Origin of the sequence: Mycoplana sp. BE70, assembly GCF_031455855.1 — a bacterium.
GTDB lineage: Bacteria > Pseudomonadota > Alphaproteobacteria > Rhizobiales > Rhizobiaceae > Mycoplana.
In genome coordinates this window covers 219,768-245,601 of sequence record NZ_JAVDTM010000002.1, presented here as the reverse complement: position 1 = coordinate 245,601, position 25,834 = coordinate 219,768, and the positions used below count along the sequence as shown (strand labels likewise).

Genomic DNA, 25,834 nt, shown 5'->3' with positions numbered 1-25,834 from the left:
GATGAGCAAGTACTGGTCACCCGTCGTTGCGACGCTGAAGCCCTATGTCGCCGGCGAGCAGCCGCGCATTGCCGATCTCGTCAAGCTGAACACCAACGAAAACCCCTACGGCCCCTCGCCAAAGGCGATAGCGGCCATGCAGGCGGCGGTCGCGGACAGCCTGAAGCTCTATCCCGATCCGTCCGCGCTGGCTTTGCGGGAAGCGATCGCGAAGACCTATGGCGTCGCGCCGGACGAAGTGTTCGTCGGCAACGGCTCGGACGAGGTGCTGGCGCACGCCTTTGCAGCGCTGCTGAAACACGACAAGCCGCTGCTCTATCCCGACGTCACCTACAGCTTCTACCCGACCTATTGCGGCCTGTTCGGCATCGAGGCAGTCGAGGTGCCGTTGAAGGACGACTACACGATCGACATCGCCGCCTACCGGCGCGATTGCGGCGCGATCATCCTGCCCAACCCGAATGCGCCGACCGGCATCGGCCTGCCGCTTTCGGCGATCGAGACGATTGTCGCCGAGCATCCGGACCAGCCGGTGGTGATCGACGAGGCCTATATCGATTTCGGCGGCGAGAGCGCCATCCCGCTGACGCGCAAGTACGAGAACCTGCTCGTCGTGCACACGCTGTCGAAGTCGCGCTCGCTCGCCGGCCTGCGGGTCGGCTATGCGATCGGCCAGCGGCCGCTGATCGATGCGCTGGAGCGCGTCAAGGACAGTTTCAATTCCTATCCGCTGGATCGCGTCGCACAGGCGGGCGCGACGGCGGCGATCGAGGACGTCGCCTGGTTCGACGAGACGCGCAAGAAGGTGATGGAATCGCGCGAACGGGTGACCGGAGCGCTGCGCCAGCGCGGCTTCGAAGTGCTGCCGTCGCAGGCGAACTTCGTCTTCGCCCGCCATCCCGGCCACAGCGGTGCTGATATTGCCAAGGGCCTGCGCGAGCGCGCTGTCCTCGTGCGTCACTTCGCCAAGCCACGCATCTCGGATTTTTTGCGCATCACCATCGGCACGCCGGAGGAATGCGACCGGCTGATTACGGCGCTCGAGGAGATCGTCTGAAGCTGGCACGGCGCGTGGATGCGGCAGATACCGGATCGAGCGCTTTCAAATCCTGTCTGCCGACGCGCCTTCCGCGGGCCGAGACACCGTGGTAGGACTGCTTCGACGTCGCCAGCTGAAGTAGAGGCTGTATGAAAGAAATCCTGTCATACTTGCCGCAGCTGGCCGTCGGCTGGACCGCCTATCTGATCGCGACCGCCTCGCCGGGACCGGCGATCCTCGCCATCATCGGTACTTCCATCAGCCAGGGACGCAAGGCCGGCCTGTCCCTGGCGCTCGGCGTGCTGACCGGCTCGTACATCTGGGCGATGCTGACCTCCTCAGGCCTTTCGGCGCTCATCCGCACCTACGGGCAGGCGATCATCGTACTCAAGATTGCGGGCGGATGCTATTTGCTGTGGCTCGCCTGGCATGCACTCCGCTCGGCCATGCGCAATGGTGCAGCGTACGAGTCCCGGCAGCAGGCGTTGCCACGCCTCTCGCCCCGCCGGCAGTATATGAAGGGCCTCGGAATCCACCTCACCAATCCGAAGGCGATCTTCTCGTGGATGATGCTGACGTCGCTCGGAATGCCGCCCGGCGCCCCCGCAGGCACGATGGCCGTTTTCATCGCCGGCTGCATGGTGCTGGGCCTGACCACATTCATCGGCTTTGCGCTGGTCTTTTCGCTTACGCCCGTGCATCGCGCCTATTTGAGGTCGCGGCGGATGATCGAAGGGCTGATGGCCGGTTTCTTCGCCTTTGCCGGCTTCAAGCTGCTGACGGCGCGGATCTGACTATTCCGCTGCGGCCTGGCCCGCCCCAAAACGCTTCTCGATGTAGTCGGCGACGAGCGCCTCGAACTCCCCGGCGATGTTAGTGCCGCGCAGCGTCATCGCCTTCTTGCCGTCGATATAGACGGGGGCGGCCGGCAGTTCGCCGGTGCCGGGCAGCGAAATGCCGATATCGGCGTGCTTGCTCTCGCCGGGGCCGTTGACGATGCAGCCCATGACAGCGACCTTCAGCGCTTCCACTCCGGGATATTTTTCCCGCCAGACCGGCATGTTCTTGCGGATGTCGTCCTGGATTTTCTGGGCGAGTTCCTGGAACACGGTCGAGGTGGTGCGGCCGCAGCCGGGACAGGCGGCGACGACTGGCACGAACTGGCGGAAGCCCATGACCTGCAGAAGCTCCTGGGCAACCTGCACCTCGCGGGTGCGGTCGCCGCCGGGTTCGGGCGTGAGCGAGATGCGGATCGTGTCGCCGATGCCCTGCTGCAGCAGGATGCCGAGCGAGGCAGACGAGGCGACGATGCCCTTGCTGCCCATGCCGGCCTCGGTGAGGCCGAGATGCAGGGCGTGGTCGGAGCGGGCCGACAGCATGGCGTAGACGGCGATCAGGTCCTGTACGTTGCTGACCTTGGCCGACAGGATGATCTTGTCGCGCGGTAGGCCGATCTCCTCGGCAAGTTCGGCCGACAGCAGCGCCGAGGCGCAGATCGCCTCGCGCATCACCTCCTGGGCGGTGAGGGGAAAGCCCTTCTCCTGGTTCTCGTCCATCAGCCGGGTCAGGAGTTCCTGGTCGAGCGAACCCCAGTTGACGCCGATCCGCACCGGCTTGTCGTGGCGGATCGCCGTTTCGACTATCGCGGCGAACTGCCGGTCCTTCTTGTCCTTGAAACCGACATTGCCGGGATTGATGCGATACTTGGCCAGCGCCTCGGCGCAGGCGGGGTGGTCGGCGAGCAGCTTGTGGCCGATGTAGTGGAAGTCGCCGACGAGCGGCACGTCCATACCGAGCCGCAGCAGACGTTCGCGGATCTTCGGCACGGCGGCGGCGCTCTCGTCACGATCGACGGTGATGCGCACGATCTCGGAGCCGGCGCGGAACAGGGCAGCGACCTGTGCCACCGTCGCATCGATGTCGGCCGTGTCCGTGTTGGTCATCGACTGCACGATTACCGGCGCCCCGCCGCCGACCATCACGCCGCCAACATCGACGCCGACGGACTGGCGGCGCGGCTTGGGTTCGAAATCGAAGGAGAAGGACATGGTAGCCTCGTGCTGGCCCGATCTGCAGGCGGCGTCTTACCGGTAGATTGTGACAGGACTACCGGGACTTTTCGCCTCTCAGGTGGAACAGGAAATGTGGCTTGTCAACAGTCGCGCTCTTCCTTGACGGCGTAGCGGCGATTTCACTCACGTTGGCGCGGCGAAGTCACGGCTTGGGGTGAGGTCGCAACGGGAGGCTTCGGCTATCATTTTCTGTTCAAGCCTGATGCGACGGTATATCAACCGGGATCGGCGACCGCGACGCGGTGGACTGCACTACGCCAGCCCGCGCCAGCAAGATCATCCTTGAGGAGACGGCGATGAAGCTGATCGTGAACGGCGCGGAACACGAGTTGAACGTGGAGCCGGAAATGCCGCTCCTCTGGGTGCTGCGCGACGAACTCGACATTCGCGGGCCGAAATTCGGCTGCGGTATGGCCCAGTGCGGGGCCTGCACGGTGTTCATCGACGGCGAGCCGATGCGCTCCTGTTCGGTGCCGGTCGGCGACGTTGCGGGCGTGGTGACGACGATCGAAGGGCTGACGCCGGACGGTCGGCTGCATCCAGTGCAGCAGGCCTGGATCGACGAGCAGGTTGCCCAATGCGGCTATTGCCAGGCGGGGCAGATCATGAGCGCGGTCGCCCTGCTCGAGGCCAACCCCAACCCGACCGACGAAGACATCGACAACGCGATGTCCGGCAATCTCTGTCGTTGCGGCACCTACCCGCGCATCCGCGCGGCGATCAAGCGTGCGGCGAATACGACGACGGGAGCGTGACGATGGGTATCATTGGAAAAATAGCGCGGCGCACCTTCCTCGTCGGAACCGCCCTTGTCGCCGGCGGCCTCGCCGTTGGCTACTACTTCTATCGCAAGCCCTATCCGAATCCGCTCGACGACGAGTTGGCCGAGGGCGAGACGACGTTCAATCCCTATGTGAAGATCGCGCCCGACAACACGATCACGCTGATCGCGCCGCGGGCCGAGATGGGGCAGGGTGTTGCAACGACGCTGGCGGCCATCGTTGCCGAAGAACTCGACGTTCGCCTTGATCAGGTGATCGTCGAGCACGGACCGGCTGGCCACGCCTATGTCAACACGACGATGTTGGAGGAGGGCGTGCCCTTCCCGCACTTCGACGAGTCGACCATGGCCGAGACGATGCGCGCCGGCATGGGTGTGCTCGGCAAGCTCCTCGGCGTCCAGGCCACCGGTGGATCGACCTCCGTCGTCGACGGTTACTACAGGATGCGCCAGGCGGGAGCCGCGGCGCGCGAGGTGCTGAAGCTCGCCGCGGCAAAGCGGCTCGGCGTGGAAGCCGGTTCGCTATGGACGGCGGACGGCGTGATTACGGATCCGGCCTCCGGCAAGACCTTCACCTATGGCGAGCTGGCGCAGGAGGCGGCCGCCTTTGCGCCACCGGCCGAGATTCGCCTGCGCGAAAGGGCCGAGTGGAAGATCCTCGGCAAGCCGCAGAAGCGCGTCGACATGCACGCCAAGGTGACCGGCGCACCGATCTTCGGCATCGACGTGCGGCTGCCGGATATGCTTTTCGCGACGCTGCGGATGAATCCCTATCGCGGCGGCGCGATCGTCGGGTTCGACGCGGCGGAAGCGGAGAAAATGCCGGGTGTCGTCAAGGTCCTCAAGGTCGAGACGGGTATCGCCAACGGTTTTGCGGTGATCGCCGACAACACCTGGCGGGCGTTCCAGGCGGCCGATGCGGTCAAGGCCGAATGGGGCAAGGGCAGCTATCCGCCGAACGATGCCGATATCCGCAAGGTTTTGGAGGATGCGCTGAGGGGCAGCGACATCAGCTACGGCCGCAACGACGGGAATGTCGAGACGGCCTTTGCCGATGCGCCGCGCGAACGGATCGTCGAGGCTGACTACAGCGTGCCCTATCTGGCGCACGCGACGATGGAGCCGATGAACGCCACCGCGCAGTTGAAGGACGGCCGGCTCGACATCTGGGCGCCTAACCAGGCGCCGACGCTGGTGCGCCAGCTGGCCGCGGCCGCGGTCGGCATCGAGACGGAAAACTGCTTCGTCCACACCACCTATCTCGGCGGCGGCTTCGGACGGCGTGCCGACGTCGACTATGCGATCTATGCCGCGATCCTCGCCAAGGCGGCGGACGGGCGACCGGTGCAGGTCATCTGGACGCGTGAGGAGGATATCGGCCAGGACATGTATCGTCCCGCCGCGGCCGGCCGGTTCCGCGCCCGGCTCGGTGATGACGGTTTGCCCGTTGCGGTGGACATGCGCATTGCCGCCCCCTCGATCATGGGCAGCGTCCTGCCACGCTATTTCCCGAGCCTGCCGCCGATGGGGCCCGACAAGACGATCACCGACGGGTCCGCCAACCAGCCCTATGCGATCGCCAACTACCGGGTCGGCGGCATCAAGGCGCCGATTTCAATCCCGGTCGGCTTCTGGCGCTCGGTCGGCAACTCCTTCAACGGCTTCTTCCACGAAAGCTTCATGGACGAGATCGCCGTCGCCGGAAAGCTCGATCCGCTGGAGATGCGCCGCAGGCTGATGGCCGACCATCCGACTGCGGTGAATGTCATCGACAAGGTGGGCGCGATGTCGCGCTGGGGCGAGAAGCTGCCGGCCGGCAAGGCGAAAGGCTTCGCCTTCACGCTCTCCTTCGGCACCTGGGTGGCGGAGGTCGTGCAGGTCGAAGACATCGGCGGCAAGATCCGCATTGAGAAGGTCTGGTGCGCGGCCGATCCGGGGCAGGTGATCGACCCCGGCATCTTCACGGCGCAGATGATGTCGGGCATCGTCTACGGCCTCTCGTCGGCGATCGGCGAGGCGATCACCTTTGCCGACGGGGCCGCGCAACAATCGAATTTTCACAACTACGGCCCGATGCGCATGTCACAATGCCCCGCGATCGAGGTGGGACTGTTGGAAACGGCGAACCGGATGGGCGGTGCCGGCGAACCCGGCACCCCGCCCTCGATCCCGGCCCTCGCCAACGCGGTCCATGCGCTCACCGGCAAGCGGGTCCGCACGATGCCGCTGTTGAAGGAAGTGGAGTTCCTGTAACCGATCGCTGATCGGGCGCGAGCGAGGTGCTCAATGCTTCTCCCGCACGTCGGCATGAACGGCATGCTTGGAGAGCAGCAACACCACCAACAGCAGCACTGGCAGTACGGAGAAGACCCAGGCGAAGCCCGTGTGTTCGGCGATGAAGCCGATCGAGGACGGGGCGAAAAGGGCTCCGGAGTAGCCCATCACGGTCGTGACGGACAGTGCAACGCCCTGTGCGAGGCCCGGAAGATTGCCGGCCGCGGAGAACGCGATCGGCACCATGTTGGAGATGCCGACGCCGCAGATGGCAAAACCGACCATCGCCAAATAGGCATTCGGCGCAAGGCCGGCGAGCCCCATGCCGATGATGGCAAGCACGGTGGAAACCCGCAGCGTCTTCACGGCGCCAAAGCGATCGCGGATATGGTCGCCGGCGAAACGCATGACCGCCATGGTGGCGGAGAAGGCGCCGAAGGCGAACCCGGAGAGGGCAAGCGAAGCGCCGAGCTCGTTGCGCATGTAGAGGGCGCCCCAGTCGAGGATCGACCCTTCCGGGATCATCGTGAACAGCGCCATGACGCCGATCAACCATGGCAGCGGCGAGAGCGGCAGCCGGACCTTCTGACGCGTTTCCGCCGGATGCGGCTTGTCGGACAGAACCAGACGCCAGAGGAAGGCAAGGCCGAGTGCTGCGAGCACGGTCAACAGTGCGGCGTGGCCAAGCACGCCGATCGTCTCGATCAGGAAACCGCCGGTGGTCGCCCCCAAAAAGGCGCCGAGACTCCAGAAGGCGTGACAGGACGACATGATCGCCCGCCGCATGGATTTTTCCACTTCGACGGCGTTGGCATTCATCGCAATGTCCATGGCGCCGGTCAGGCCGCCGAAGAGGAAAATCGCGCCCGCGGCCGACCAGATGTTTGGGGCGAGCGACAGCAAAAGCAAAGTCGGCAGAAAGACCAGGGTCGCCCCCCGGAGCGCGCGGGAGGTGCCGAAATGGGCGATCAGGATGCCGGCGATCGGCATGAGCACGAGCGAGCCGATGCCGAAACAGACGATCATCAGGCCCAGCTGGGATTCGCTCAACGACAGGCGGCTTGCGAATTCCGGGATCTTTGGAGCCCAGGCGCCCACAAAGATGCCGTTTAGCAGGAACAGGCCCGATACGGCGATTCGGGACGACGGATAATAGGACGATCTAACTCTGGCGCCGGTCGCCGTCGTGCTGTCTTGCGAACTCATTTGCGGGTCCTGTCTGTACGTCGCACCGTTTGCGGTGCGGGTCGAAGTGCCTGACAAGCGTTGCTCTCAGGATGGTATCGTGATTTTCATCCGGCCGGGTGAGCGGGATGCCGGCCGCTCGGCACGCGTGATGCGAACGCCGAGTGCCGCGAGTTCCTGAAGGTCGGTCTCGTCGGCATCCGCCTCGAGGACGGCGTGGTTCAGGCGTGTGAGCGGAACGACCGCATAAGGGGCCGCCAGCGAAAGCTTATCGTTCGTCACGGCGGTCAGAACCGTGCGGCTGTTCATGGCAACGAAGCGCTTGAACTCCGCCTCCTCGAAGCTGAAGGCCGTGATGCCCGCATCCGGATGCAGGCCGCAAACGCCGAGGATGTACAGGTCGGGGCGAAGGGCCTCGGCGTCGCGTAGCGCTTTCGCGCCTGTCGCAGCCCCGGTCTTTCTGTCGATCGGCCCGCCGATCTGAATGACCTCGATGCCAGACCGATCGATCAGGGCCGCCGCGATCGCCGGCGCATTGGTGACGACGGTCAGGTTTTTCTCCGCAGGCAGGCTTCTGGCAATCGCCAGGTTCGTGCTGCCGGCATCGAGGAAGATCGTGGCGCCTGATGCGATCAGCGTGACGCTCGTCCGGGCCAACGCCTCCTTGCGGTCGACGTTGACACCGACGCGTTCGCTGAATGACGGCGAGATGCTGAGTTGAAGGGCACCCCCGTAGACCCGCCGGCACAGCCCGGCGGAAGCCATCTCGCGCAGGTCGCGGCGGATGGTGTCCTCTGACACGCCGAGTTCGTCCGCCAGGTCGGCCGCGATGACCCGGCCATGAGCGGCAAGCCGATCCTGGATGAGTGTTTGCCGTTCGCCGAGAAGCAGTTCGCTATTCGCCATGGGGGCCTCGATCGTGCATCATCATGCATAAATACGTATAAATCGGCAGTGGTGCAAGCGAACGGTCACGTCGGCGCGGTAGCGGCATCAAAAAAGCCCCGCCGAGGCGGGGCTTGTCTTGATCCTTGCGAGAGGCTTGTCCGTCCTCAGTCGTTGCGGTTTCCGAGGAAACGCAGCAGGAACAGGAACAGGTTGATAAAGTCCAGGTACAGCGTCAGCGCGCCCATGATCGCCTTGCGACCGGCTACACCAACCTCGTCGGCTTCAAAGTACATTTCCTTGATCTTCTGCGTATCCCAGGCGGTCAGGCCGGCAAAGACCAGCACTCCGATCGCGGAGATCGCGAAGTCGAGCGCCGAGGATTGCAGGAAGAGGTTCACCAGCGAGGCGATGATCAGGCCGAACAGGCCCATGACCATGAACGAACCCATGGCGGACAGATCACGCTTTGTCGTGTAGCCGTAGAGTGACAGTGCGCCAAAGGCCGCAGCCGAGACAAAGAACGTCTGCGCGATGCTGGCGCCGGTGTAGACCAGGAAGATCGACGACAGCGATAGGCCCATCAGCGCGGCATAGACCCAGAAGGTCATCTGTGCGGCGGAAACGCTCATCGTGTGGATGCGGAAGCTCAGGAAGAACACCAGCCCAAGCGGCGCAAGCATGACCACCCACTTCAGCGGGCTGACGTAGATTGCCTGACCGAAGGCGGTGAGTTGTCCGCCCGAGAACGCCGCCTGCGAGGCGAAGAACGCCACGACGCCGGTGATCGCCAGCCCCAATGCCATCAGGTTGTAGACCTTCAGCATATAGGCGCGAAGACCTTCGTCGATGACGGCGCCGGCCTGCGTGCCGGTCGTCGCTCGAGTCTGGTAGTTGCGGAAATCAGCCATTTTTTCCTCTCAAAAGCCCCGTAGGTTTCTTCGGTGTCGGGTATCGCATCCAGTCCCGAAGGACCGAAGTGTCTTGCGGACCCTCCAGCTTTTCGCCGGTTTTGGCCCAACAACCCAGGCGCCGCTGCGGAGCTCAGCATGCCTAGCGGCAAATATGATAACGAATCCCGCCGAGTACAAGACCCAACGTTGAATCATCGATCAACTTCGCGAGAGGTTGGACCCGACGTGCTGCAGCAACAAAAGGACGTTTGCGCCGGTCAAAGCTCCCTTAGAACCGGGGCCGCCTTCTGTCCCAGCACGCGCCAGGTGCCAGCCAGCCCGATGCCGACAGTCATGAGCAGCGCGATGACGACCGTCATGATGGCGACATCTGGCAGGAAGTGGGAGGGCAGCGTCATGATCCGGCTGACGACGAACCAGGCGGCGACCCCGCCGGAGAAGAGGGCGAAAACGGCCGTCGCCAAGCCCAGCATCATGTATTCGTAGCCAAAGGCCCGGATCAGCGTGCGGCGCGTGGCACCAAGCGTCTTCAGCACGACGGCGTCGTGTGTGCGGGCGCGGTTGCCGGCCGCCAGCGCCCCGGCGAGCACGAGGACCGAAGCGATGAGGGCCACGGCGGCAGCCGCGCGAATGGCCGCAGCGAGCTGGTTCATCAGTTCGCTGACGATTTCCAGCGCGTCCTTCACCCGTACGCTGGTGATCGTCGGATAGGCATTGGTGAGGGCGCGGAGCGTGGCGGCCTCCTGTTCGGCCGTTGCTTTTGGATCGATCATTGTCGCCAGCCAGGCGTGCGGCGCGCCGGCGAAGGTGTTCGGCGAAAACACTATCACGAAGTTGATCGACAGCGATTCCCATTCGACGTTGCGAAAATTGGCGATGCGGGCGGTGATGTTGCGGCCGAGTACATTGACCGTCACGGTGTCGCCGATCTTCAGACCGAGTTCGCCGGCTTCCTCGGCCGAAAAGGACACCAGCGGCTCGCCGGAATAGTCGGCCGGCCACCACTCACCCTCAGCAAGCGTCGAGTTTTCCGGCACGTTCTTCGCGTAGGTGATGCCGCGGTCGCCCTGCAGCACCCAGCGACCGGCCGGCGGCACGTTGCGGCGCGAGATGTCCTCGCCATTGAAGGCGACGATCCGGCCGCGCAGCATCGGCACTTCGATGATCTTGCCGTTCGGCATGTTTTTCTGCAGCAGCGCACGGAATCCCTCCAGGTCCGCCCGCTGGATGTCGATGAAGAAGAAGTTCGGCGCCCGATCCGGCAGGCTCCCGGTCAGTTCGCGCCGCAGATTGCCGTCGATCAGCGTCAGCGTCACGAGCAGTGCCAATCCAAGCCCAAGCGACAGCACGACGGAGGGCGTCAGCGCGCCAGGCCGATGGATGTTGCCGATCGCCAGACGGAGCGCCGGCGAGTTGACGCGCGGCGCGCGGCGGGCGAGCGCCGTGATGAGGAATGCGACGAGGCGCAGCACGATGAAGGCAAAGGCGATGGAGCCGAGGAAGACCAGGGCGATGGTGCGGTCGTAGGCCGTCAGAACGGCCAGCCCCGCAAGGGCTGCGAGGAAAAGCCCGGCGCCGAGGATGTAGGGCCAGGCCGGCAGCCGCCGCCGCTCAAACCCCTGCTCGCGGAAGAGGGCCGTCGCGGGAACCTCGCGGGCATGGCCGAGCGGCAGGATCGCGAAGGCAAGGGCCGTGATCAGTCCGAAGCCGGCCGCAAGCAGCAGGGCGACCGGATAGACGGCGACCTCGGATGGGACCGGCAAGACGCCCTCGAGGAAACGCATCGCGACGATGGGTATCAGCGCACCGAGCACGAGACCGATCGCAATCCCGATGACGGCAATAAGGGTGATCTGGATCAGGTAGATGGTCGAGATCAGCCTGGCCGGGGCGCCGAGGCATTTGAACGTTGCGATGACGCCGCGCTTGGAATCGATGTAGGCCCGCACCGCGTTGGCAACGCCCACGCCGCCGACGATCAGCGCCGTGAGGCCGACCAGCGTCAGAAACTGCGAAAAGCGGGTGATGTTGTTGGAGAGCGCCGGCGCGGCGTTGTTGCTCGTGCGTACCGACCAGCCGGCGGACGGGAACGCTTTTTCCGACTGCTTGCGGATCGATGACAGCTTGTTTGCGGCGGGGTCGTGGAGGCGGATCTTGTAGGCATGTTCGACAAGGCTGCCGGTCTGGATCAGACCCGTCGCCGCCAGAGCTTCGGTCGATATCATCAGTCGCGGCGCCAGACCGAACCCCTCCGAAAGAGCGTCGGGTTCGCGATCGAGCGTCGCCGTGATCTTGATGCGGGCGGTGCCGAGCCGCAATTCGTCGCCGACGCGAACGCCGAGCCGCTCAAGCAGGAGCGGTGCCGCCAGGGCGCCATAGCTCTCATCCTGCTTGGCGAGCAGTTCCGCAAGCGAACGCTGCGGCGACGTTTGGACCGTGCCGTAAAGCGGGTAGGTGCCGTCGACGGCCTTGAGTTCCACAAGCGCCTGGTCGGAGCCGTCAGGCATTCGGGCCATGGAGCGCAGGTCCGAGGAGACGGAGACGGTGCCAAGTTTGTCGAAATAGGTGCGCTCCTCGGTCGTGGCCACCCGGTTCCTCAATTGGAAGCGCACATCGGCGGCAAGCAGCGACTGACCCTGGGCATCGATGGCTGAACTGATGGCGCGGGAAACGGAATTGACGCCGGCAATGGCGGTGGTGCCGAGCGCGATGCACGCGAGGAAGACATAGAACCCACGCAGGCCACCGCGCATCTCGCGCACGGCAAACCGAGCGGCAAGCGAGAGCCAGGCTGTCCTGCTTGCTGCAGCGGTCATGCGGGCACCCGTTTCGTTTTGGTGGCGACGGCGGGCCCTGCATCGTTGACGATCTCGCCGGAGCGCATTCGCACTTGCCGCTGGCAGCGCGCGGCAAGCGCCGCATCATGGGTCACCAGAACGAGGGTCATGCCGCGGCGGGCCTGCTCGGCGAAGAGGAGGTCGGAGATCTGCCGCCCGGTGTCGGCGTCGAGGTTCCCGGTCGGCTCGTCGGCGATCAGCAGGCGCGGTTGCGGCGCCAGTGCGCGGGCAATGGCGACGCGCTGCTGCTCGCCGCCGGAAAGCTGGCCTGGATAATGCGACAGGCGCTCGCCGAGCCCGACGGCCTCCAGTTCGCGTCGGGCAATGGAAAACGCGTCGCGGACATTGGCAAGCTCCAGAGGGACGGCGACGTTTTCGAGCGCCGTCATGTTGGGGATCAGGTGGAACGACTGGAAAACGATGCCGATGTTGCGGCCGCGAAAGTCGGCGACCTGATCCTCCGTCATGCCATGGAGGGCTGCTCCATCGATATGGATTTCGCCCCGATCCAGTTTCTCGAGGCCGGCCAGAACCATCAAAAGCGTCGACTTTCCCGATCCCGAAGGACCGACGATACCCACGGATTCGCCAGCGTCGATGGAAAGGTCGACCTGCTTCAGGACGTGGACCGATGCCGCGCCGGAACCGAGGGTGAGGTCCGCCTGTTTGAGATCGATGATGGTTTCGCCCACGGAAATCTATCCTATATCTTGAAGCATCGCAGGATCGGCACGACAAAACTGCAGCAAAGCCGAGTTCGTTGCGCCCGCAATATACGCATGCCCCGCCTGTCACCGTCCCGTTTGCGGGGCTGCGTCAGCAACTTAGGATCACCGATATGCCGTTTAAAGCCGCTCACGGAATTTTCATCGCGCTGGTGCTTGCCGCCACGTCCATCGTGCGGCCTGCCGCGGCCGAGCCCGTCCAGATCGTCGGCTTCGGCGACAGCCTGATGGCAGGATACCAGCTTCCGATCGAGGACGCCTTCCCGGCACAGCTCGAAAAGGCACTCAGGGCCAAGGGATTGGACGTCTCGATCGCCAACGCCGGCATTTCCGGTGACACGACGTCCGGCGGTCTGGCCCGCGTCGACTGGTCGGTGCCGGACGGAACGAAGGGTGTCATCCTCGAATTGGGCGCCAACGACGCGCTTCGCGGAATTCCGCCGGAGGAGACGGAACAGAACCTGGAGAAAATGGTTTCCAGCCTGAAGACGCGGGGCATCGGCGTGCTGCTGGTCGGTATGCTGGCGCCGCCGAACATGGGCGAGGACTATGGCAAGCGCTTCAACGGCATCTACGCGCAGGTCGCCGGGAAGCATGACGTCCCCCTCTATCCGTTCTTCCTGGACGGCGTTGCCACGCATGCCGATCATCAACTCGACGACGGCATGCATCCGAATGCTAAAGGTGTCGCGGTGATGGTCGACAAGATGCTGCCGACGGCCGAAACCTTCGTCAAAAGCCTGGGGGTAACCGACTGAGGCTTTTTGCGGCTGCGAAATTTGGGTTGCACCTCGAGGCAATGCATGATTCGCTTGCGGTACGACCACAGATTCGGGGAGCTCGCCATGCCGAGACTATTCGTTGCCCTCGAAGTGCCGCGCAATGCCGCAATGAGCCTGTCTCTGCTCCGCGGCGGCCTCCAGGGAGCGCGCTGGATCGACGTCGAGAATTTTCACATCACACTGCGGTTCATCGGCGACGTCGATGGTCGGACCGCCGATGAGGTCGTCGACAAGCTCGACCGGATCGAGCGGCCTGAATTCCAGCTTTCGCTGGCCGGGGTCGGCTCATTCGGCTCGAAGAAGCCGCATTCGATCTATGCGGGGGTTTCGCCCGCACCGGAAATGTATGCGCTGCAAGCGGAAATCGAGCGCATCTGCCAACGCCTCGGCCTGCCGGCGGATCCGCGCAAGTTCACCCCGCACGTGACGCTCGCCCGGCTTCGCAATGCCCGGCTGGAAGATGTGGTCTTCTACCTCTCCGGCCGCGCGAACTTCGTCTCCTCACCCTTCACCGTCAATCGCTTCGTGTTGATGTCCTCGAAGGAATCGGTCGGCGGGGGTCCCTACGTCACAGAGGAAGTGTTTCCGTTGTTTGAAGCCGGTCCCTCATTCGAGGCCGCAGCGATGGATGTGCATCCGCGATAAAGCAGACGAAAGACGGCCTCAAAATCGGTGCTGTCGCCGTAATAGGGGTCGGGGACGTCTTCCGCGGTGCCGAAGGCTCGTGTCGAAAACAGTTCGATCCTTGCCCGGCAGGTCGGTGGCGCAACGCCTGTCAGGTCGCGCAGATTGCTGCGGTCGAGCGCCAGGATGAGGTCGAAGCGGTCGAAGTCCGCGGACGACACCTTGCGCGCCTTCAATCGCGAAATATCGATGCCGTGATCAGCCGCAACCGCGATCGCGCGATCGTCCGGGGCGTGGCCAACGTGCCAGCCGCCGGTTCCGGCCGAATCGATCACGAAATCCTGATCGCGGCCTTGCTCCGACGCCAGATGGCGGAGGATTCCTTCCGCGAGCGGTGATCGGCAGATGTTGCCGAGGCAGACGAACAGGATGGAAAGCGGGGCCACGCAGACCTCCTTGAAGGTGAAGCACGGCAAACTATCTGCTAAGACAAAGCCCTGCAACGGAGGACGCGTCGATGAAGCAGGAGAAACTCGGCAAGGAAGCGATCACCTCCAGTCTCGCCATGCTCGAGGGCTGGACGCTTGAGGACGATGGACTGGCGATCGCCAAATCGTTCAAATTCAAGGGTTTCGGCGATGCCTTCGCCTTCATGTCGGAATCGGCTGAGGCGGCGGAGCGGCTCAACCACCATCCCGAATGGTTCAACGTCTACAATCGGGTGGACGTGCGGCTGACGACGCACTCGTCCGGCGGCGTGACGGCCCTCGATTTCCGGTTGGCCGAGGCAATGGAGAAGGCGGCGCGCGAGCGATGAAGTGTCTTGTTGCAGGGAATGCGGGTTCCCATATTTGTCCACGCGTTGAAACTGACCGTCGCGCAGGGAGTGTGTCGGAATGGATGATGTGAAGATTGGCGAAATCCTTCTGCCCGGCGACGAGGACGAGCAGGAAAGACAGCAGCAGCGCGTCCGCAACCGCTTCTGGCCGGTGCTGAAGCGGGCGTTCCGACAGGTTCCCTTCAGCCGCGACCTCGTCGCCGCTTATTTCTGCGCGCTTGACCGCAGGACGCCGACGCGCGTGCGCGGCATCCTGCTGGCGGCGCTCGCCTATTTCGTCCTGCCCATCGACGGGATTCCCGACATTCTCGTCGGCATCGGGTTCTCCGACGACATCGCCGTCCTGACGGCCGCCTTCGCCGCCATTCGCGGACATATCCGTGAAGACCACTACGTGTCGGCCGATCGCGCCCTGGCGGACGGTTTGCCGGAGGCTGGTTGATCGGCTTGCGATTTTGGGTGCGCCTGAAGCCCCGTCGCAGAGCAACTGCGGCGTTCTCGACGGGCGTCAAACTCTTGCCCGAATCTTTGTCGACTAACTCAATTCGATGGGATGGGCTTCGCCATCGTCACCCTGCGATTGCGCCATGAATCTTGCAAGCGGTTTGCATCGCAGCAGGTTTCATAGTAACCGCCGGTTCGATGAAATGAGCGTCTGTTGACGATTTGGTAACCAGAATTAAGTCAAATTAATTCAAATCGTGATGATGCGAGCCGTCACGTCCGTCTGGGCGAAAGACAGCAAGACAACCGGCAGGGAATCATGTTCGTAAGGAAAATCGCAACCGCACTTACCCTCGTACTGGCAACGGCCGGCGTCGCATCGGCGCAATCGCCAACCCGGATCCAGCAGTTCAACGCCTGGGGGGCGTACTCCTATCAGTCGAGCGGCGGCAAGGTCTGCTACGTTCTTTCCGTGCCGAAGGAGAAGGCGCCGGCCGGCGTTGATCACGGCGACATCTTCTTCCTGGTGTCGCAGCGCCCGGGCCAGAACATCTCCTACGAGCCGCAGGCGATGATGGGCTATCCGCTGCAGGAAAACTCCAAGGTCAATGTCGTCATCGACGGCCGCACCTTCGTCATGTTCACCAAGGGCAATTCGGCCTGGGTCGAGAATGCCGCCGAGGAGCCGGCTTTGGTCGCCGCCATGAAGTCCGGCAAGGACATGGCGGTCAAGGCCACCTCGCGGCGCGGCACCGGCACCACCTATTCCTACTCGCTGTCGGGCATCTCGGCCGCGCTGAAGCAGATTGAAAGCTGCAAATAGTCCGCTGAAGAAGCTAAGAAGCAAAAGGCCGGTCGATCGACCGGCCTTTTGCGTTTCGGGTCTCGGACGCTTGATTGCCGTCCCCGCTTTCCGCCGCGCGTGACTCTGCGGCCGAAGGATGCTAAAGGCGCCGGTAACGTGAGGAACCGCGCGCAGGCAGTTGCGCCGCCGGGTTCCGAAGACTTCATGTTCGATGGACGGCAAATCCGCGGGCCGATGGCCGCGCAGGCTCTGTGCCGCGATGGGATTGCAGTGATGGCCACCTTGGATTTCCTGAACGGGGCGGAGCCCACGACCGAAAAGCCTGTGCGCAAGGCGCCACTGGCCGAAAAACCGTCGCTGATCGGCCTCTCGCGCGAGGACATGGGCAAGGCTCTTGCCGAGAAGGGCGTGGCGGAGCGGCAAGTCAAGATGCGCGTCAGCCAGCTCTGGCACTGGTTGTACGTGCGCGGCGTTTCCGATTTTGACCACATGCTGAACGTGTCGAAGGACATGCGCGAGATGCTGAAGGAACACTTCACCATCGCCCGCCCCGAGATCGTCGAAGAGCAGGTGTCGAACGACGGCACGCGCAAGTGGCTGCTGCGGTTCCCGCCGCGCGGCGCTGGCCGTCCGGTCGAGGTCGAGACGGTCTATATCCCCGAAGAGGGCCGCGGCACGCTCTGCATCTCCAGCCAGGTCGGCTGCACGCTCACCTGCTCCTTCTGTCACACGGGCACGCAGAAGCTGGTGCGCAACCTGACGGCGGAGGAAATTCTTGCCCAGCTCCTGCTCGCCCGCGACCGGCTTGGCGACTTCCCCGACCGTGATACGCCGGCCGGCGCCATCGTGCCGGCGGAAGGCCGAAAGGTCTCCAACATCGTCATGATGGGCATGGGCGAGCCGCTCTACAATTTCGAGAACGTCAAACAGGCGCTGCTGATCGCCACCGACGGCGACGGGCTGTCGCTGTCGAAGCGGCGCGTCACGCTCTCGACCTCCGGAGTCGTGCCGGAAATCTACCGGACCGGCGAGGAGATCGGCGTGATGCTGGCGATTTCGCTGCACGCCGTTCGCGACGAACTGCGCGACATGCTGGTGCCGATCAACAAGAAGTATCCGCTGAAGGACCTGCTCGACGCCTGCCGCGCCTATCCGAGCCTGTCGAACGCGCGCCGCATCACCTTCGAATACGTGATGCTCAAGGACGTCAACGACAGTCTCGAGGACGCCAAGCTTTTGGTAAAGCTGCTGAAGGGCATCCCGGCGAAGATCAACCTGATCCCGTTCAACCCCTGGCCGGGCACGAACTATCAGTGTTCCGACTGGGAGCAGATCGAGAAGTTCGCCGACTTCATCAACCAGGCGGGCTATGCCTCGCCGATTCGCACGCCGCGTGGCCGCGACATCCTCGCCGCCTGCGGCCAGCTCAAGTCGGAATCGGAGCGGATGCGCAAAGTCGACCGCCTGGCCTACGAGGCGATGATGATCGCCGGTCACGGCGAGGATGATTGAGCGGCCCCCGGGGAGGCGGCCTTCCAATCGGCTCTGATTGTGTCCCCTCATCAGAAAATGTGGTCGATCAACCGGAATTCGAGAATTGATTTGCGCGGCCGTTTTGCCTAGAAGCTGGCCGCAATTCATTCTGGGAGGTTAATTCATGCGCTCACTCTTGCTGGCCTTTGCGGCGACCCTTGCAATTTCGATGCCCGCCCGGGCCGACGAGGTCACCGTTGCCGTGACCGCCATCGTTGAACATCCGGCGCTCGATGCCGCCCGCGACGGCGTCAAGGAGGCGCTGGAAGCGGCCGGCTACAAGGAAGGCGAGAATCTGAAGTTCCTCTACGAGTCGGCCCAGGGCAATCCTGCGACGGCAGCTCAGATCGCCCGCCAGTTCGCCGGCGAAAGCCCGAACGTCATCGTGCCGATCTCCACGCCATCGGCGCAGGCCGTCGTTTCCGCGACGAAGGACATCCCGGTCGTCTTCACGGCCGTTTCCGACCCGCTCGGCGCACAACTCGTCAAGGACATGGATAAGCCCGGCGGCAACGTCACTGGCCTTTCCGACATGTCGCCGGTCGCCGAACACCTGGCGCTGATCAAGGAAATCCTCCCTGAGGCCAAGACCGTCGGCTATCTCTACAACGCCGGCGAGGCGAACTCCGTTTCGCTGCTGGCCGTCTTGAAGGCCGAAGCCGAAAAGGCCGGCCTGACCGTCGTCGAATCCGCCGCCACGAAGTCGGCCGAAGTGCAGGGCGCCGCCCGCGCGCTCGTCGGCCGCGCCGATGCGATCTACGTTCCGACCGACAACACGATCATCTCCGCGCTGGAAGGCGCCGTCGCCGTTGCGGAAGAGGCCAAGCTCCCGCTGTTCACCGCCGACACGGACTCCGTCTCGCGCGGCGCTGTCGCGGCCCTCGGCTTCAACTACAAGGATGTCGGCCGGCAGACGGGTGAAGTCGTTGTGCGTATCCTCAAGGGCGAAAACCCGGGCGACATCCCGGTGAAGGTTGCCGCCGGCACCGACCTCGTCGTCAACAAGGGCGCAGCCGCGAAGATGGGCGTGACCCTGCCGGAAGCCGTTGTCGGCCGCGCGACCCGCGTGATCGAATAATCCCGGTTCGCCGGAAAATTGAAATCGGAATCAACCGCTGCCGGATCGCCCGGCAGCGGTTGATCCGTTAGAACGGCCCTTCCCGCGAAGACCGCGGAATGGGCGAGAAGAGAAAGCCGAGAGCCGTGAGCCTGATTGCCTTCTGGGGTGCCGTCGAACTGGGGCTGGTCTATGCCTTCGTCGCGATCGGCGTTTACCTTGCCTTCCGCGTGCTGGACTTTCCGGACCTGACCGTAGACGGGTCGTTTCCGCTCGGCGCTGCCGTCACGGCTGTGCTGATCATCGCCGGTCTGAACCCTTGGCTGGCCGCAGCGGTCGCCATGGTGGCCGGCGCCGGCGCCGGCCTGGTAACGGCGATGCTGAACGTCCGCTTCCGCATTCTCAACCTGTTGGCCTCGATCCTGACGATGATCGCGCTGTTCTCGGTCAACCTGCGGGTCATGGGCAAGCCGAACGTCGCGCTGATCAATGCTGACACCATGCTCAGCCCGTTCTTCGGGCTGGGGCTGCGCGATTTCTACGTTCGTCCGCTCTTCATCGGCGTGCTGGTGGTCGTCGCGCTGTTCCTGGTGTGGCGCTTTCTCGAAAGCGATGCCGGCCTGTCGATGCGCGCGACTGGCGCCAATGCCCGTATGGCCCGCGCGCAGGGCGTCGATACCAGCCGGCAGATCTATCTCGGCATCGCGCTTTCCAACGCGCTGGTTGCCCTTGGTGGCGCGCTATTTGCGCAGACCAATGGTTTCGCCGACGTGACCTCTGGCGTCGGCACCATCGTGGTCGGCCTTGCCGCCGTCATCATCGGCGAGACGCTGTTCGGGGCGCGCGGCATCCTGATCGCGCTGATCGGCTGCGTGCTCGGCTCGATCCTCTACCGCATCGCCATCCAGCTTGCGCTATCGTCGGACGTTCTCGGACTACAAGCATCCGACCTCAATCTCGTGACGGCCGTGCTCGTCACCGTGGCGCTTGTGCTGCCGCGGCTGCGTCGTGGAGGAGTCGCCTGATGATTTCCGTTTCCGATATCAAAGTCGTCTTCGGCAAGGGTACGCCGCTGCAGAAGCAGGCGCTGAACGGCGTCAGCCTCACGATCGAGGAAGGTCAGTTCGTCACCGTCATCGGATCGAACGGCGCCGGCAAGTCGACGCTGCTCGGCGTTCTCGCCGGCGACGTCATCGCAACCGAGGGCCGGGTGATGATCGGTACGACCGACGTCACCCGACAGGGCACCGCTGCGCGGGCGGGCCGGGTGGCGCGCGTGTTCCAGGATCCGCTTGCCGGCAGCTGCGGCGCGCTGTCGATCGAGGAAAACCTGGCGCTGGCGGCCCGCCGCGGCGAGCGGCGCGGCCTTGCGCCGGCGCTCGGCTCCGGACGGCGCGCCTTGTTCCGCGAGCGGATCGCCGAACTGAACCTCGGGCTCGAAAACCGGATGCGCGACCGCATGGATCTGTTGTCCGGCGGCCAGCGCCAGGCGGTCTCGCTGGTGATGGCGACGCTTGCCGGGTCCGACGTGCTGTTGCTCGACGAGCATACGGCAGCGCTCGATCCGGGCATGGCCGAATTCATCATGAACCTGACGCAGAAGATCGTCTCGGACCGCAAGCTGACGACGCTGATGGTCACCCATTCGATGCGCCAGGCGCTTGACTACGGTCACCGCACGGTGATGCTGCACGGCGGCGAGATCGTCCTCGACGTCACCGGCGACAGCCGCAAGACCCTGCAGGTCGAGGACCTGATCGCCATGTTCCGCAAGATGCGCGGCCAGACGCTCGACGACGATTCGCTGCTGATCGGCTGACGCCGTCCGGGCTGCGCGGGCCGGACCATGGGTCGATCCGGTTTTGCGCTCAGCGCGCCGTCGTCATGAAGATCTTTACCGCGAAGAGCGAGAAGACGCCGGCGATCGAATAGTCGAGGCCGCGCAGCACCTTCCTGTTGTTTTGCAGCCAGGTCGACAGCCCGTCGGCGGCAAGCACGATGAGCGCGTTCACCGGCATGCCGAGCAGAATGAAGAAGAAGCCGAGGAAGACCAGCTTTCCGGTCACGCTCGGATCGCTGGCGGAGACGAACTGCGGCAGGAAAGTCATAAAGAAGATGATGACCTTGGGGTTCAGGAGATTGACCCAGAAGCCGCTGGAGACGTTCGCAAGGGTCGACATCTTCGGGCTGTCGACCGCATCGACGGTCAGGCTGGAGCCATGGCGGATCGCCTGGATCGCGAGCCACAGCAGATAGGCAGCGCCGCCGGTCTTGAGGATCATGAACGCGGTCGGCGAGGCGGTGATCAGCGCCGCAATGCCGAAGGCGACCAGCAGCGTATGCACGACGATGCCGCAGGCTGTGCCGAGCACGACCCAGAGCGCGGCGGATTTCCCCTGCGACAGCGCCCGGCTGATCGTCAGCGTCATGTCGGGGCCGGGCGTCGCGGCGAGCAGGAGCGTCGCCACGGCAAAGGCGGCAATCGTCGGCAGGGAGGGCAGGAAATCCATCGCATCTCGTCCTGTGTGGGTGCTGGGTCCTGATACTCCGGAGCCCGTCACATTGGAAGCCAAATTGCGATGCGCGGTGATCCGGACGCTTGTATCCGCGCGGTTTCTGGCTAAAAGTGCCGCCGAAAATCGTCGCGCGGCACCGCCGCCCCTTCCTCACCAGACGGACAGAGAACCATGGCATCTCCCAAGCAAGTCAAGAAGGTCGTTCTCGCCTATTCGGGCGGCCTCGACACCTCGATCATCCTGAAGTGGCTGCAGACCGAACTCGGCGCCGAAGTCGTCACCTTCACCGCCGACCTCGGCCAGGGCGAGGAACTGGAGCCGGCGCGCAAGAAGGCTGAGATGCTCGGCATCAAGGAGATTTTCATCGAGGACGTGCGCGAGGAGTTCGTCCGCGACTTCGTCTTCCCAATGTTCCGCGCCAACGCCGTCTACGAGGGTGTCTACCTGCTCGGCACCTCGATCGCCCGCCCGCTGATCTCCAAGCACCTGATCGAGATCGCGAAGAAGACCGGCGCGGACGCGATCGCCCACGGCGCCACCGGCAAGGGCAACGACCAGGTCCGCTTCGAGCTGTCGGCCTATGCGCTGAACCCCGACATCAAGATCATCGCGCCGTGGCGCGACTGGTCGTTCAAGAGCCGCACGCACCTGCTCGAATTCGCCGAGCAGCACCAGATCCCGGTTGCCAAGGACAAGAAGGGCGAGGCGCCGTTCTCGGTCGACGCCAACCTGCTGCACTCCTCTTCCGAGGGCAAGGTTCTGGAAGACCCGGCCGTCGAGGCACCCGAATACGTGCACATGCGCACCATTTCGCCGGAAACCGCGCCGGACAAGGCGACCACCATCAAGGTCGGCTTCGAGCGCGGCGACGCCGTCTCGATCAACGGCGTGCGCATGTCGCCGGCAACGCTGCTCGCGACGCTCAACAATTACGGCCGCGACAACGGCATCGGCCGTCTCGACCTCGTTGAAAACCGCTTCGTCGGCATGAAGAGCCGCGGCGTCTACGAGACCCCCGGCGGCACGATCCTGCTGGCCGCGCACCGGGCGATCGAGAGCATCACGCTCGACCGCGGTGCCGCGCACCTCAAGGACGAGCTGATGCCGCGCTATGCCGAGCTGATCTACTACGGCTTCTGGTTCTCGCCCGAGCGCGAGATGCTGCAGGCCCTCATCGATAAGAGCCAGGAGCATGTCGAGGGCGAAGTGACGCTGAAGCTCTACAAGGGCAACGTCATGGTCATCGGCCGTGAATCGGAAAAGTCGCTCTATTCCGACAAGCTCGTCACCTTCGAAGACGACCAGGGCGCCTACGACCAGAAGGACGCGGCCGGCTTCATCAAGCTCAACGCGCTGCGGCTGCGCACGCTGGCCGCCCGCGACCGCAGGGGCTGAACGGCACCCGACCGATCCGACAAAGTGAGCCCCGCCGAGAAAACTCCGGCGGGGCTTTTCTGTCTGGCGGCCAGGCGGTTCCCCCCAAATGAAAACGCCCCGGACGAGCCGGGGCGCTGATAGCCTTTGACCGAGTGTGCGCAATCAGCTTGCGGCGCGGTGGCCGTGCTGGTCCTGCGCGTAGTAGTGGCCGAAGCGGTTGGCGAGGAAGGAGTCGAGAGCGATCTCCTCCTGCTTGACGAAGCCCTTGGCGCGCAGCGAGCCGTCGGCCAGCATGTCGAGCACGGCGCAGATCGAGCCGGCCGTGGTGATCTGGATCGCCGAGTGCATGCGGCCGGCGATGACGGCGCTGTAGACCTTGTTGGCGTAGGTTTCCTGGATCAGGCGGCCGTCCTTGCGGCCCGAGACGGTGACGAAGATGATCACGACGTCCTGGGTGGTGGTCGGCAGCGCGTTCTCGAAGATGTCCTTCAGCACTTCGCGGCGGTGGCGCAGGCCGAGGTCGTTCAAGAGCGCCTTCATGATCGCGGCGTGGCCGGGATAGCGGATCGTCTTGTAGTTCAGCGTGCGCACGTTGCCTTCCAGTGTCTCGCACAGCGTGCCGAGGCCGCCGGAGGTGTTGAAGGCTTCGTAGGTGACGCCGTCGAGCGAGAACTCTTCGCGCTCTTCGAGCGCCGGCACTTCGATCAGCGAACCTTCGACGATTGCCTCGCAGGGCTCGATGTATTCGTTGATGACGCCGTCGGTGCTCCAGGTGAGATTGTAGTTGAGCGCATTCGACGGGTACTGCGGCAGGGCGCCGACGCGCATGCGCACGCTTTCCAGCGTGTCGAAGTGGCTGGCGAGGTCATTGGCGCAGATGGAGATGAAGCCCGGCGCCAGGCCGCACTGCGGGATGAAGGCGGTCTCGGCCTTGGCGGCGATGCGCTTGACGGCGCGGGTGGATTCGACGTCTTCGGTCAGGTCGAGGTAGTGGATGCCGGCGGCAGCCGCAGCTTCGGCGATCGCGACGGTCAGATGATAGGGAGCGGCACTCAGGACGGCGAACTTGCCCTTCAAGAGTTCGACGAGTGCCTTGCTGTCGGCGATGTCGACGACGGCGGTGACCACGGCCTTGTGCTCTTCGATGGCCGCGAGCTGTTCGGCGGAACGGTCGGCAACGGTGACCTTGTAGTCCCCGCTATGCGCGAGCAGCCGCGCAATGGTGGAGCCGATCTTGCCTGCGCCGATGACGACGATTTCTTTCATGGATGTGTCCCCTGTAAGGCGATAAAACTGACCCACTGATTTTGCCGCCGATTTTTGTCGATTTATAGCTTCGGATTTGGCATATTGCACCATCTGTATCGGCAAAATGACGACAAGAATGAGCATTTCGACATTGGGCGGGAAGGATCGCGAGCTCCTCGCCATCCTCAGCGAAAACGCCCGTGAGCAAACCGCGACGATCGCGCGAAGGCTCGGCCTGTCGCGCACGACCGTGCAGGCCAAGATCGAGCGACTGGAACGGGATGGGGTGATCACCGGCTACGGCGTGCGCCTGTCGGACGAATATGAGGACGGCATGGTGAAGGCGCACGTGCTGATCACCATCGCTCCGAAGACGCTGACCCGGATCACGACCGAGTTGCATGCCATCACGGAGGTGCGCGCGCTGCACTCCGTTTCCGGCACGTTCGACCTCATTGCCATCGTCGCGGCGGCGTCGATTGCCGAACTCGATCACCTGATCGACCGCATCGGCGCGATCGATGGCGTGGAGCGCACGCTTTCCTCGATCATCCTGTCGACGCGGATCAGTCGTTAGCGCACGCCATTCGTGCTCGCTTCGCCGGCCTATGCCAGAAAGCGCTCGGGCCTGAACGGGCCGATATTGATGAGGGTGCGCTCGCCCAGCATCTTTTCCGCCAGCGCACGGCCGGTGATCGGTCCGAGCGTCATGCCATGATGGGCATGGCCGAAGGCAAACCACAGGCCGGCATGACGGGGAGCCTTGCCGATGATCGGCATCATGTCCGGCGTGCAGGGCCGTGCCCCCATCCACGGCTCGTCGTCGCGGCGCTCGGCGAGCGGGAAGAACTCGCGCGCGACCTTTTCGGCGCGGCGAAGCTGGACCGGCGTCTTGCGGGCGTCCCGCTTGGCGAATTCGGCGCCGGTCGTCAACCGGATGCCGCGGTTCATCGGCGCGAGGAAATAGCCGCGCTCCGCATCAAGCACCCAGTTGTTCAGCTTCGCGCCATCGGCGGCACCGTAGTGCATGTGGTAGCCGCGCTTGACCGCAAGCGGGAAGTGATAGCCAAGCTTCCGCGTCACGGTGTCGGCCCATGGCCCCAGCGCCACGACGACATCGCGGGCTTCGAGCGGCCCCTCCGGCGTCGCGATCCGCCAGCCCTCGCCCTCCAGCACATGTTCGATCGTCGCGGCATCGCCTGCAGCCAGGGTGCCGCCGAGCGACTGGAAATATTTTAGGTAGGCCTTCAGCAGTCCGCCCGGATCGAGGATCGACCAGGGATCCGTCCAGCGCAGGCCGCCGGTCAAATCGGCGCGGATGTCGGGCTCTGCCTGTTTCATCTCGGCGGCCGACAGCTTCTGATGGTTGACCCCGAAATTTGCAGACCACAGTTCGGCCTCGGCGTAGGCGGCATCGCGCGCCTTCTCGGTGCGGAACACTTTCATCCAGCCGTCCTTGCGGATCAGGTCGCCGGCGCCAGAGGCGTCGATCAGGTCGGCGTGTTCGCTGATCGAATGCTCGATCAGCGGTGCGTACATGTGGGCAATGCTCTGGTGCTGCCGGAAGCCGGAATGCCACCAGTACCGGGCGAGAAACGGCACAAGACCCGGGAGCGCGGACAGGTGATAATGCGCATCGATCGTGTTGTTCAGCGCGTAGCGGAACAGCGCACCGAAATCATGCGGGAAGCCGTAAGGATAGACGCCCTCGCGCTGGATCAACCCGGCATTGCCGTAGGACGTCTCCTCCCCCGGCCCGCGCCGGTCGACCAGAACGACCGATTTTCCGCGCCGTGCCAGATGGATCGCCGTCGAAATGCCGACGACACCCGCCCCCAGAACGATGACATCCGTTTTCATGTGCTATGCCTCAGGATCCCGCTTTCGTTGCATCGATC

Annotated in this window: 25 protein-coding genes; 15 read left to right on the top strand and 10 right to left on the bottom strand. The window is 64.1% G+C overall.

What is annotated here, in order from left to right:
* The first annotated feature begins 1 nt into the window (after position 1).
* Both hisC and J2Y48_RS04530 read left to right on the top strand, forming a co-directional pair.
* A complete protein-coding gene (gene hisC / locus J2Y48_RS04535; protein WP_310413381.1) occupies positions 2-1,057 on the top strand; it encodes a histidinol-phosphate transaminase in 1,056 nt (351 codons plus the stop codon).
* 131 nt (positions 1,058-1,188) lie between these two features.
* Entirely contained in the window at positions 1,189-1,833 is a 645-nt protein-coding gene (locus tag J2Y48_RS04530; RefSeq protein ID WP_310413378.1) for a LysE family translocator, read from the top strand.
* On the opposite strand, the gene ispG is transcribed toward J2Y48_RS04530, so the two are convergent.
* Positions 1,834-3,087: a flavodoxin-dependent (E)-4-hydroxy-3-methylbut-2-enyl-diphosphate synthase gene (gene ispG, locus J2Y48_RS04525; protein ID WP_310413376.1), complete on the bottom strand. Its 1,254-nt coding sequence runs from the start codon at positions 3,085-3,087 to the stop codon at positions 1,834-1,836.
* Between the two features lie 320 nt (positions 3,088-3,407).
* On the opposite strand from ispG, the gene J2Y48_RS04520 reads away from it, so the two are divergent.
* A complete protein-coding gene (locus J2Y48_RS04520; RefSeq protein ID WP_310413373.1) occupies positions 3,408-3,866 on the top strand; it encodes a 2Fe-2S iron-sulfur cluster-binding protein in 459 nt (152 codons plus the stop codon).
* A gap of 2 nt (positions 3,867-3,868) precedes the next feature.
* Complete coding sequence (locus J2Y48_RS04515; RefSeq protein ID WP_310413370.1) at positions 3,869-6,145, top strand: molybdopterin cofactor-binding domain-containing protein; 2,277 nt, start codon at positions 3,869-3,871, stop codon at positions 6,143-6,145.
* 30 nt (positions 6,146-6,175) lie between these two features.
* On the opposite strand, the gene J2Y48_RS04510 is transcribed toward J2Y48_RS04515, so the two are convergent.
* The 5 genes from J2Y48_RS04510 to J2Y48_RS04490 all read right to left on the bottom strand — a co-directional run bounded on the left by J2Y48_RS04510 (position 6,176) and on the right by J2Y48_RS04490 (position 12,679).
* Positions 6,176-7,372: an MFS transporter gene (locus tag J2Y48_RS04510; protein ID WP_310413368.1), complete on the bottom strand. Its 1,197-nt coding sequence runs from the start codon at positions 7,370-7,372 to the stop codon at positions 6,176-6,178.
* Between the two features lie 66 nt (positions 7,373-7,438).
* Entirely contained in the window at positions 7,439-8,257 is an 819-nt protein-coding gene (locus tag J2Y48_RS04505; RefSeq protein ID WP_310413365.1) for a DeoR/GlpR family DNA-binding transcription regulator, read from the bottom strand.
* 146 nt (positions 8,258-8,403) lie between these two features.
* The gene (locus tag J2Y48_RS04500; RefSeq protein ID WP_310413362.1) at positions 8,404-9,147 is read right to left on the bottom strand and encodes a Bax inhibitor-1/YccA family protein; all 744 of its coding nucleotides are present in this window, start codon (positions 9,145-9,147) and stop codon (positions 8,404-8,406) included.
* 260 nt (positions 9,148-9,407) lie between these two features.
* Positions 9,408-11,966 (bottom strand): ABC transporter permease, encoded by a 2,559-nt coding sequence (locus J2Y48_RS04495; RefSeq protein ID WP_310413359.1) that lies wholly within the window; start codon positions 11,964-11,966, stop codon positions 9,408-9,410.
* A complete protein-coding gene (locus J2Y48_RS04490; RefSeq protein ID WP_310413356.1) occupies positions 11,963-12,679 on the bottom strand; it encodes an ABC transporter ATP-binding protein in 717 nt (238 codons plus the stop codon). The genes J2Y48_RS04495 and J2Y48_RS04490 overlap by 4 nt, the downstream gene beginning before the upstream one ends.
* A gap of 146 nt (positions 12,680-12,825) precedes the next feature.
* Between J2Y48_RS04490 and J2Y48_RS04485 the strand changes: the two genes are divergently transcribed.
* Positions 12,826-13,470, top strand: a complete 645-nt coding sequence (locus J2Y48_RS04485; protein ID WP_310413352.1) for an arylesterase — start codon at positions 12,826-12,828, stop codon at positions 13,468-13,470.
* Between the two features lie 87 nt (positions 13,471-13,557).
* Positions 13,558-14,139, top strand: a complete 582-nt coding sequence (gene thpR / locus J2Y48_RS04480) for an RNA 2',3'-cyclic phosphodiesterase (protein WP_310413349.1) — start codon at positions 13,558-13,560, stop codon at positions 14,137-14,139.
* Here thpR and J2Y48_RS04475 read toward each other — a convergent pair.
* A complete protein-coding gene (locus J2Y48_RS04475; RefSeq protein WP_310413346.1) occupies positions 14,058-14,564 on the bottom strand; it encodes a low molecular weight protein-tyrosine-phosphatase in 507 nt (168 codons plus the stop codon). The genes thpR and J2Y48_RS04475 overlap by 82 nt on opposite strands.
* A gap of 71 nt (positions 14,565-14,635) precedes the next feature.
* On the opposite strand from J2Y48_RS04475, the gene J2Y48_RS04470 reads away from it, so the two are divergent.
* The 7 genes from J2Y48_RS04470 to J2Y48_RS04440 all read left to right on the top strand — a co-directional run bounded on the left by J2Y48_RS04470 (position 14,636) and on the right by J2Y48_RS04440 (position 20,614).
* Positions 14,636-14,935, top strand: coding sequence for a 4a-hydroxytetrahydrobiopterin dehydratase (locus tag J2Y48_RS04470; RefSeq protein WP_310413343.1), 300 nt, complete (start codon positions 14,636-14,638; stop codon positions 14,933-14,935).
* Between the two features lie 79 nt (positions 14,936-15,014).
* Positions 15,015-15,398 (top strand): YkvA family protein, encoded by a 384-nt coding sequence (locus J2Y48_RS04465; protein WP_310413340.1) that lies wholly within the window; start codon positions 15,015-15,017, stop codon positions 15,396-15,398.
* 321 nt (positions 15,399-15,719) lie between these two features.
* A complete protein-coding gene (locus J2Y48_RS04460) occupies positions 15,720-16,223 on the top strand; it encodes an invasion associated locus B family protein (RefSeq protein ID WP_310413337.1) in 504 nt (167 codons plus the stop codon).
* 255 nt (positions 16,224-16,478) lie between these two features.
* Positions 16,479-17,717 carry a 23S rRNA (adenine(2503)-C(2))-methyltransferase RlmN gene (gene rlmN, locus J2Y48_RS04455; protein WP_310413334.1) on the top strand — a complete coding sequence of 413 codons (1,239 nt, stop codon included), beginning with the start codon at positions 16,479-16,481 and terminating at the stop codon, positions 17,715-17,717.
* A 145-nt stretch (positions 17,718-17,862) separates the two neighbouring features.
* On the top strand, positions 17,863-18,816 hold the full coding sequence (locus J2Y48_RS04450; protein ID WP_310413330.1) for an ABC transporter substrate-binding protein: 954 nt from the start codon (positions 17,863-17,865) through the stop codon (positions 18,814-18,816).
* A gap of 125 nt (positions 18,817-18,941) precedes the next feature.
* The gene (locus J2Y48_RS04445) at positions 18,942-19,820 is read left to right on the top strand and encodes an ABC transporter permease (protein WP_310414301.1); all 879 of its coding nucleotides are present in this window, start codon (positions 18,942-18,944) and stop codon (positions 19,818-19,820) included.
* Positions 19,820-20,614 (top strand): ABC transporter ATP-binding protein, encoded by a 795-nt coding sequence (locus tag J2Y48_RS04440; RefSeq protein ID WP_310413326.1) that lies wholly within the window; start codon positions 19,820-19,822, stop codon positions 20,612-20,614. Before J2Y48_RS04445 ends, J2Y48_RS04440 begins: the two co-directional genes overlap by 1 nt.
* Positions 20,615-20,663: 49 nt before the next feature.
* Here J2Y48_RS04440 and J2Y48_RS04435 read toward each other — a convergent pair whose 3' ends face one another.
* The gene (locus J2Y48_RS04435) at positions 20,664-21,305 is read right to left on the bottom strand and encodes a LysE family translocator (protein ID WP_310413323.1); all 642 of its coding nucleotides are present in this window, start codon (positions 21,303-21,305) and stop codon (positions 20,664-20,666) included.
* Positions 21,306-21,482: 177 nt separating this feature from the next.
* Here J2Y48_RS04435 and J2Y48_RS04430 point away from each other — a divergent pair, with 177 nt between their 5' ends.
* Positions 21,483-22,706: an argininosuccinate synthase gene (locus tag J2Y48_RS04430; RefSeq protein WP_310413319.1), complete on the top strand. Its 1,224-nt coding sequence runs from the start codon at positions 21,483-21,485 to the stop codon at positions 22,704-22,706.
* 144 nt (positions 22,707-22,850) lie between these two features.
* Here the strand turns inward: J2Y48_RS04430 and J2Y48_RS04425 are convergent, their stop codons facing one another.
* Positions 22,851-24,047, bottom strand: a complete 1,197-nt coding sequence (locus J2Y48_RS04425) for a saccharopine dehydrogenase family protein (protein ID WP_310414297.1) — start codon at positions 24,045-24,047, stop codon at positions 22,851-22,853.
* A 25-nt stretch (positions 24,048-24,072) separates the two neighbouring features.
* Here J2Y48_RS04425 and J2Y48_RS04420 point away from each other — a divergent pair, with 25 nt between their 5' ends.
* Positions 24,073-24,513, top strand: a complete 441-nt coding sequence (locus tag J2Y48_RS04420; RefSeq protein WP_310413316.1) for an Lrp/AsnC family transcriptional regulator — start codon at positions 24,073-24,075, stop codon at positions 24,511-24,513.
* A gap of 29 nt (positions 24,514-24,542) precedes the next feature.
* Here the strand turns inward: J2Y48_RS04420 and J2Y48_RS04415 are convergent, their stop codons facing one another.
* Complete coding sequence (locus J2Y48_RS04415; protein ID WP_310413313.1) at positions 24,543-25,796, bottom strand: FAD-binding oxidoreductase; 1,254 nt, start codon at positions 25,794-25,796, stop codon at positions 24,543-24,545.
* Between the last annotated feature and the right edge of the window lie 38 nt (positions 25,797-25,834).

What these genes read in the sequence shown, in the direction of transcription:
- J2Y48_RS04460 (WP_310413337.1), top strand. Translation starts at nt 15,720, where the DNA reads ATGTTCGTAAGGAAAATCGCAACCGCACTTACCCTCGTACTGGCAACG.
- thpR (WP_310413349.1), top strand. Translation starts at nt 13,558, where the DNA reads ATGCCGAGACTATTCGTTGCCCTCGAAGTGCCGCGCAATGCCGCAATG.
- J2Y48_RS04435 (WP_310413323.1), bottom strand. Translation starts at nt 21,305, where the DNA reads ATGGATTTCCTGCCCTCCCTGCCGACGATTGCCGCCTTTGCCGTGGCG.
- ispG (WP_310413376.1), bottom strand. Translation starts at nt 3,087, where the DNA reads ATGTCCTTCTCCTTCGATTTCGAACCCAAGCCGCGCCGCCAGTCCGTC.
- J2Y48_RS04495 (WP_310413359.1), bottom strand. Translation starts at nt 11,966, where the DNA reads ATGACCGCTGCAGCAAGCAGGACAGCCTGGCTCTCGCTTGCCGCTCGG.
- J2Y48_RS04510 (WP_310413368.1), bottom strand. Translation starts at nt 7,372, where the DNA reads ATGAGTTCGCAAGACAGCACGACGGCGACCGGCGCCAGAGTTAGATCG.
- J2Y48_RS04485 (WP_310413352.1), top strand. Translation starts at nt 12,826, where the DNA reads ATGCCGTTTAAAGCCGCTCACGGAATTTTCATCGCGCTGGTGCTTGCC.
- hisC (WP_310413381.1), top strand. Translation starts at nt 2, where the DNA reads ATGAGCAAGTACTGGTCACCCGTCGTTGCGACGCTGAAGCCCTATGTC.
- J2Y48_RS04520 (WP_310413373.1), top strand. Translation starts at nt 3,408, where the DNA reads ATGAAGCTGATCGTGAACGGCGCGGAACACGAGTTGAACGTGGAGCCG.
- rlmN (WP_310413334.1), top strand. Translation starts at nt 16,479, where the DNA reads ATGGCCACCTTGGATTTCCTGAACGGGGCGGAGCCCACGACCGAAAAG.
- J2Y48_RS04420 (WP_310413316.1), top strand. Translation starts at nt 24,073, where the DNA reads ATGAGCATTTCGACATTGGGCGGGAAGGATCGCGAGCTCCTCGCCATC.
- J2Y48_RS04430 (WP_310413319.1), top strand. Translation starts at nt 21,483, where the DNA reads ATGGCATCTCCCAAGCAAGTCAAGAAGGTCGTTCTCGCCTATTCGGGC.
- J2Y48_RS04470 (WP_310413343.1), top strand. Translation starts at nt 14,636, where the DNA reads ATGAAGCAGGAGAAACTCGGCAAGGAAGCGATCACCTCCAGTCTCGCC.
- J2Y48_RS04515 (WP_310413370.1), top strand. Translation starts at nt 3,869, where the DNA reads ATGGGTATCATTGGAAAAATAGCGCGGCGCACCTTCCTCGTCGGAACC.
- J2Y48_RS04425 (WP_310414297.1), bottom strand. Translation starts at nt 24,047, where the DNA reads ATGGTGCAATATGCCAAATCCGAAGCTATAAATCGACAAAAATCGGCG.
- J2Y48_RS04450 (WP_310413330.1), top strand. Translation starts at nt 17,863, where the DNA reads ATGCGCTCACTCTTGCTGGCCTTTGCGGCGACCCTTGCAATTTCGATG.
- J2Y48_RS04505 (WP_310413365.1), bottom strand. Translation starts at nt 8,257, where the DNA reads ATGGCGAATAGCGAACTGCTTCTCGGCGAACGGCAAACACTCATCCAG.
- J2Y48_RS04530 (WP_310413378.1), top strand. Translation starts at nt 1,189, where the DNA reads ATGAAAGAAATCCTGTCATACTTGCCGCAGCTGGCCGTCGGCTGGACC.
- J2Y48_RS04415 (WP_310413313.1), bottom strand. Translation starts at nt 25,796, where the DNA reads ATGAAAACGGATGTCATCGTTCTGGGGGCGGGTGTCGTCGGCATTTCG.
- J2Y48_RS04500 (WP_310413362.1), bottom strand. Translation starts at nt 9,147, where the DNA reads ATGGCTGATTTCCGCAACTACCAGACTCGAGCGACGACCGGCACGCAG.
- J2Y48_RS04465 (WP_310413340.1), top strand. Translation starts at nt 15,015, where the DNA reads ATGGATGATGTGAAGATTGGCGAAATCCTTCTGCCCGGCGACGAGGAC.
- J2Y48_RS04440 (WP_310413326.1), top strand. Translation starts at nt 19,820, where the DNA reads ATGATTTCCGTTTCCGATATCAAAGTCGTCTTCGGCAAGGGTACGCCG.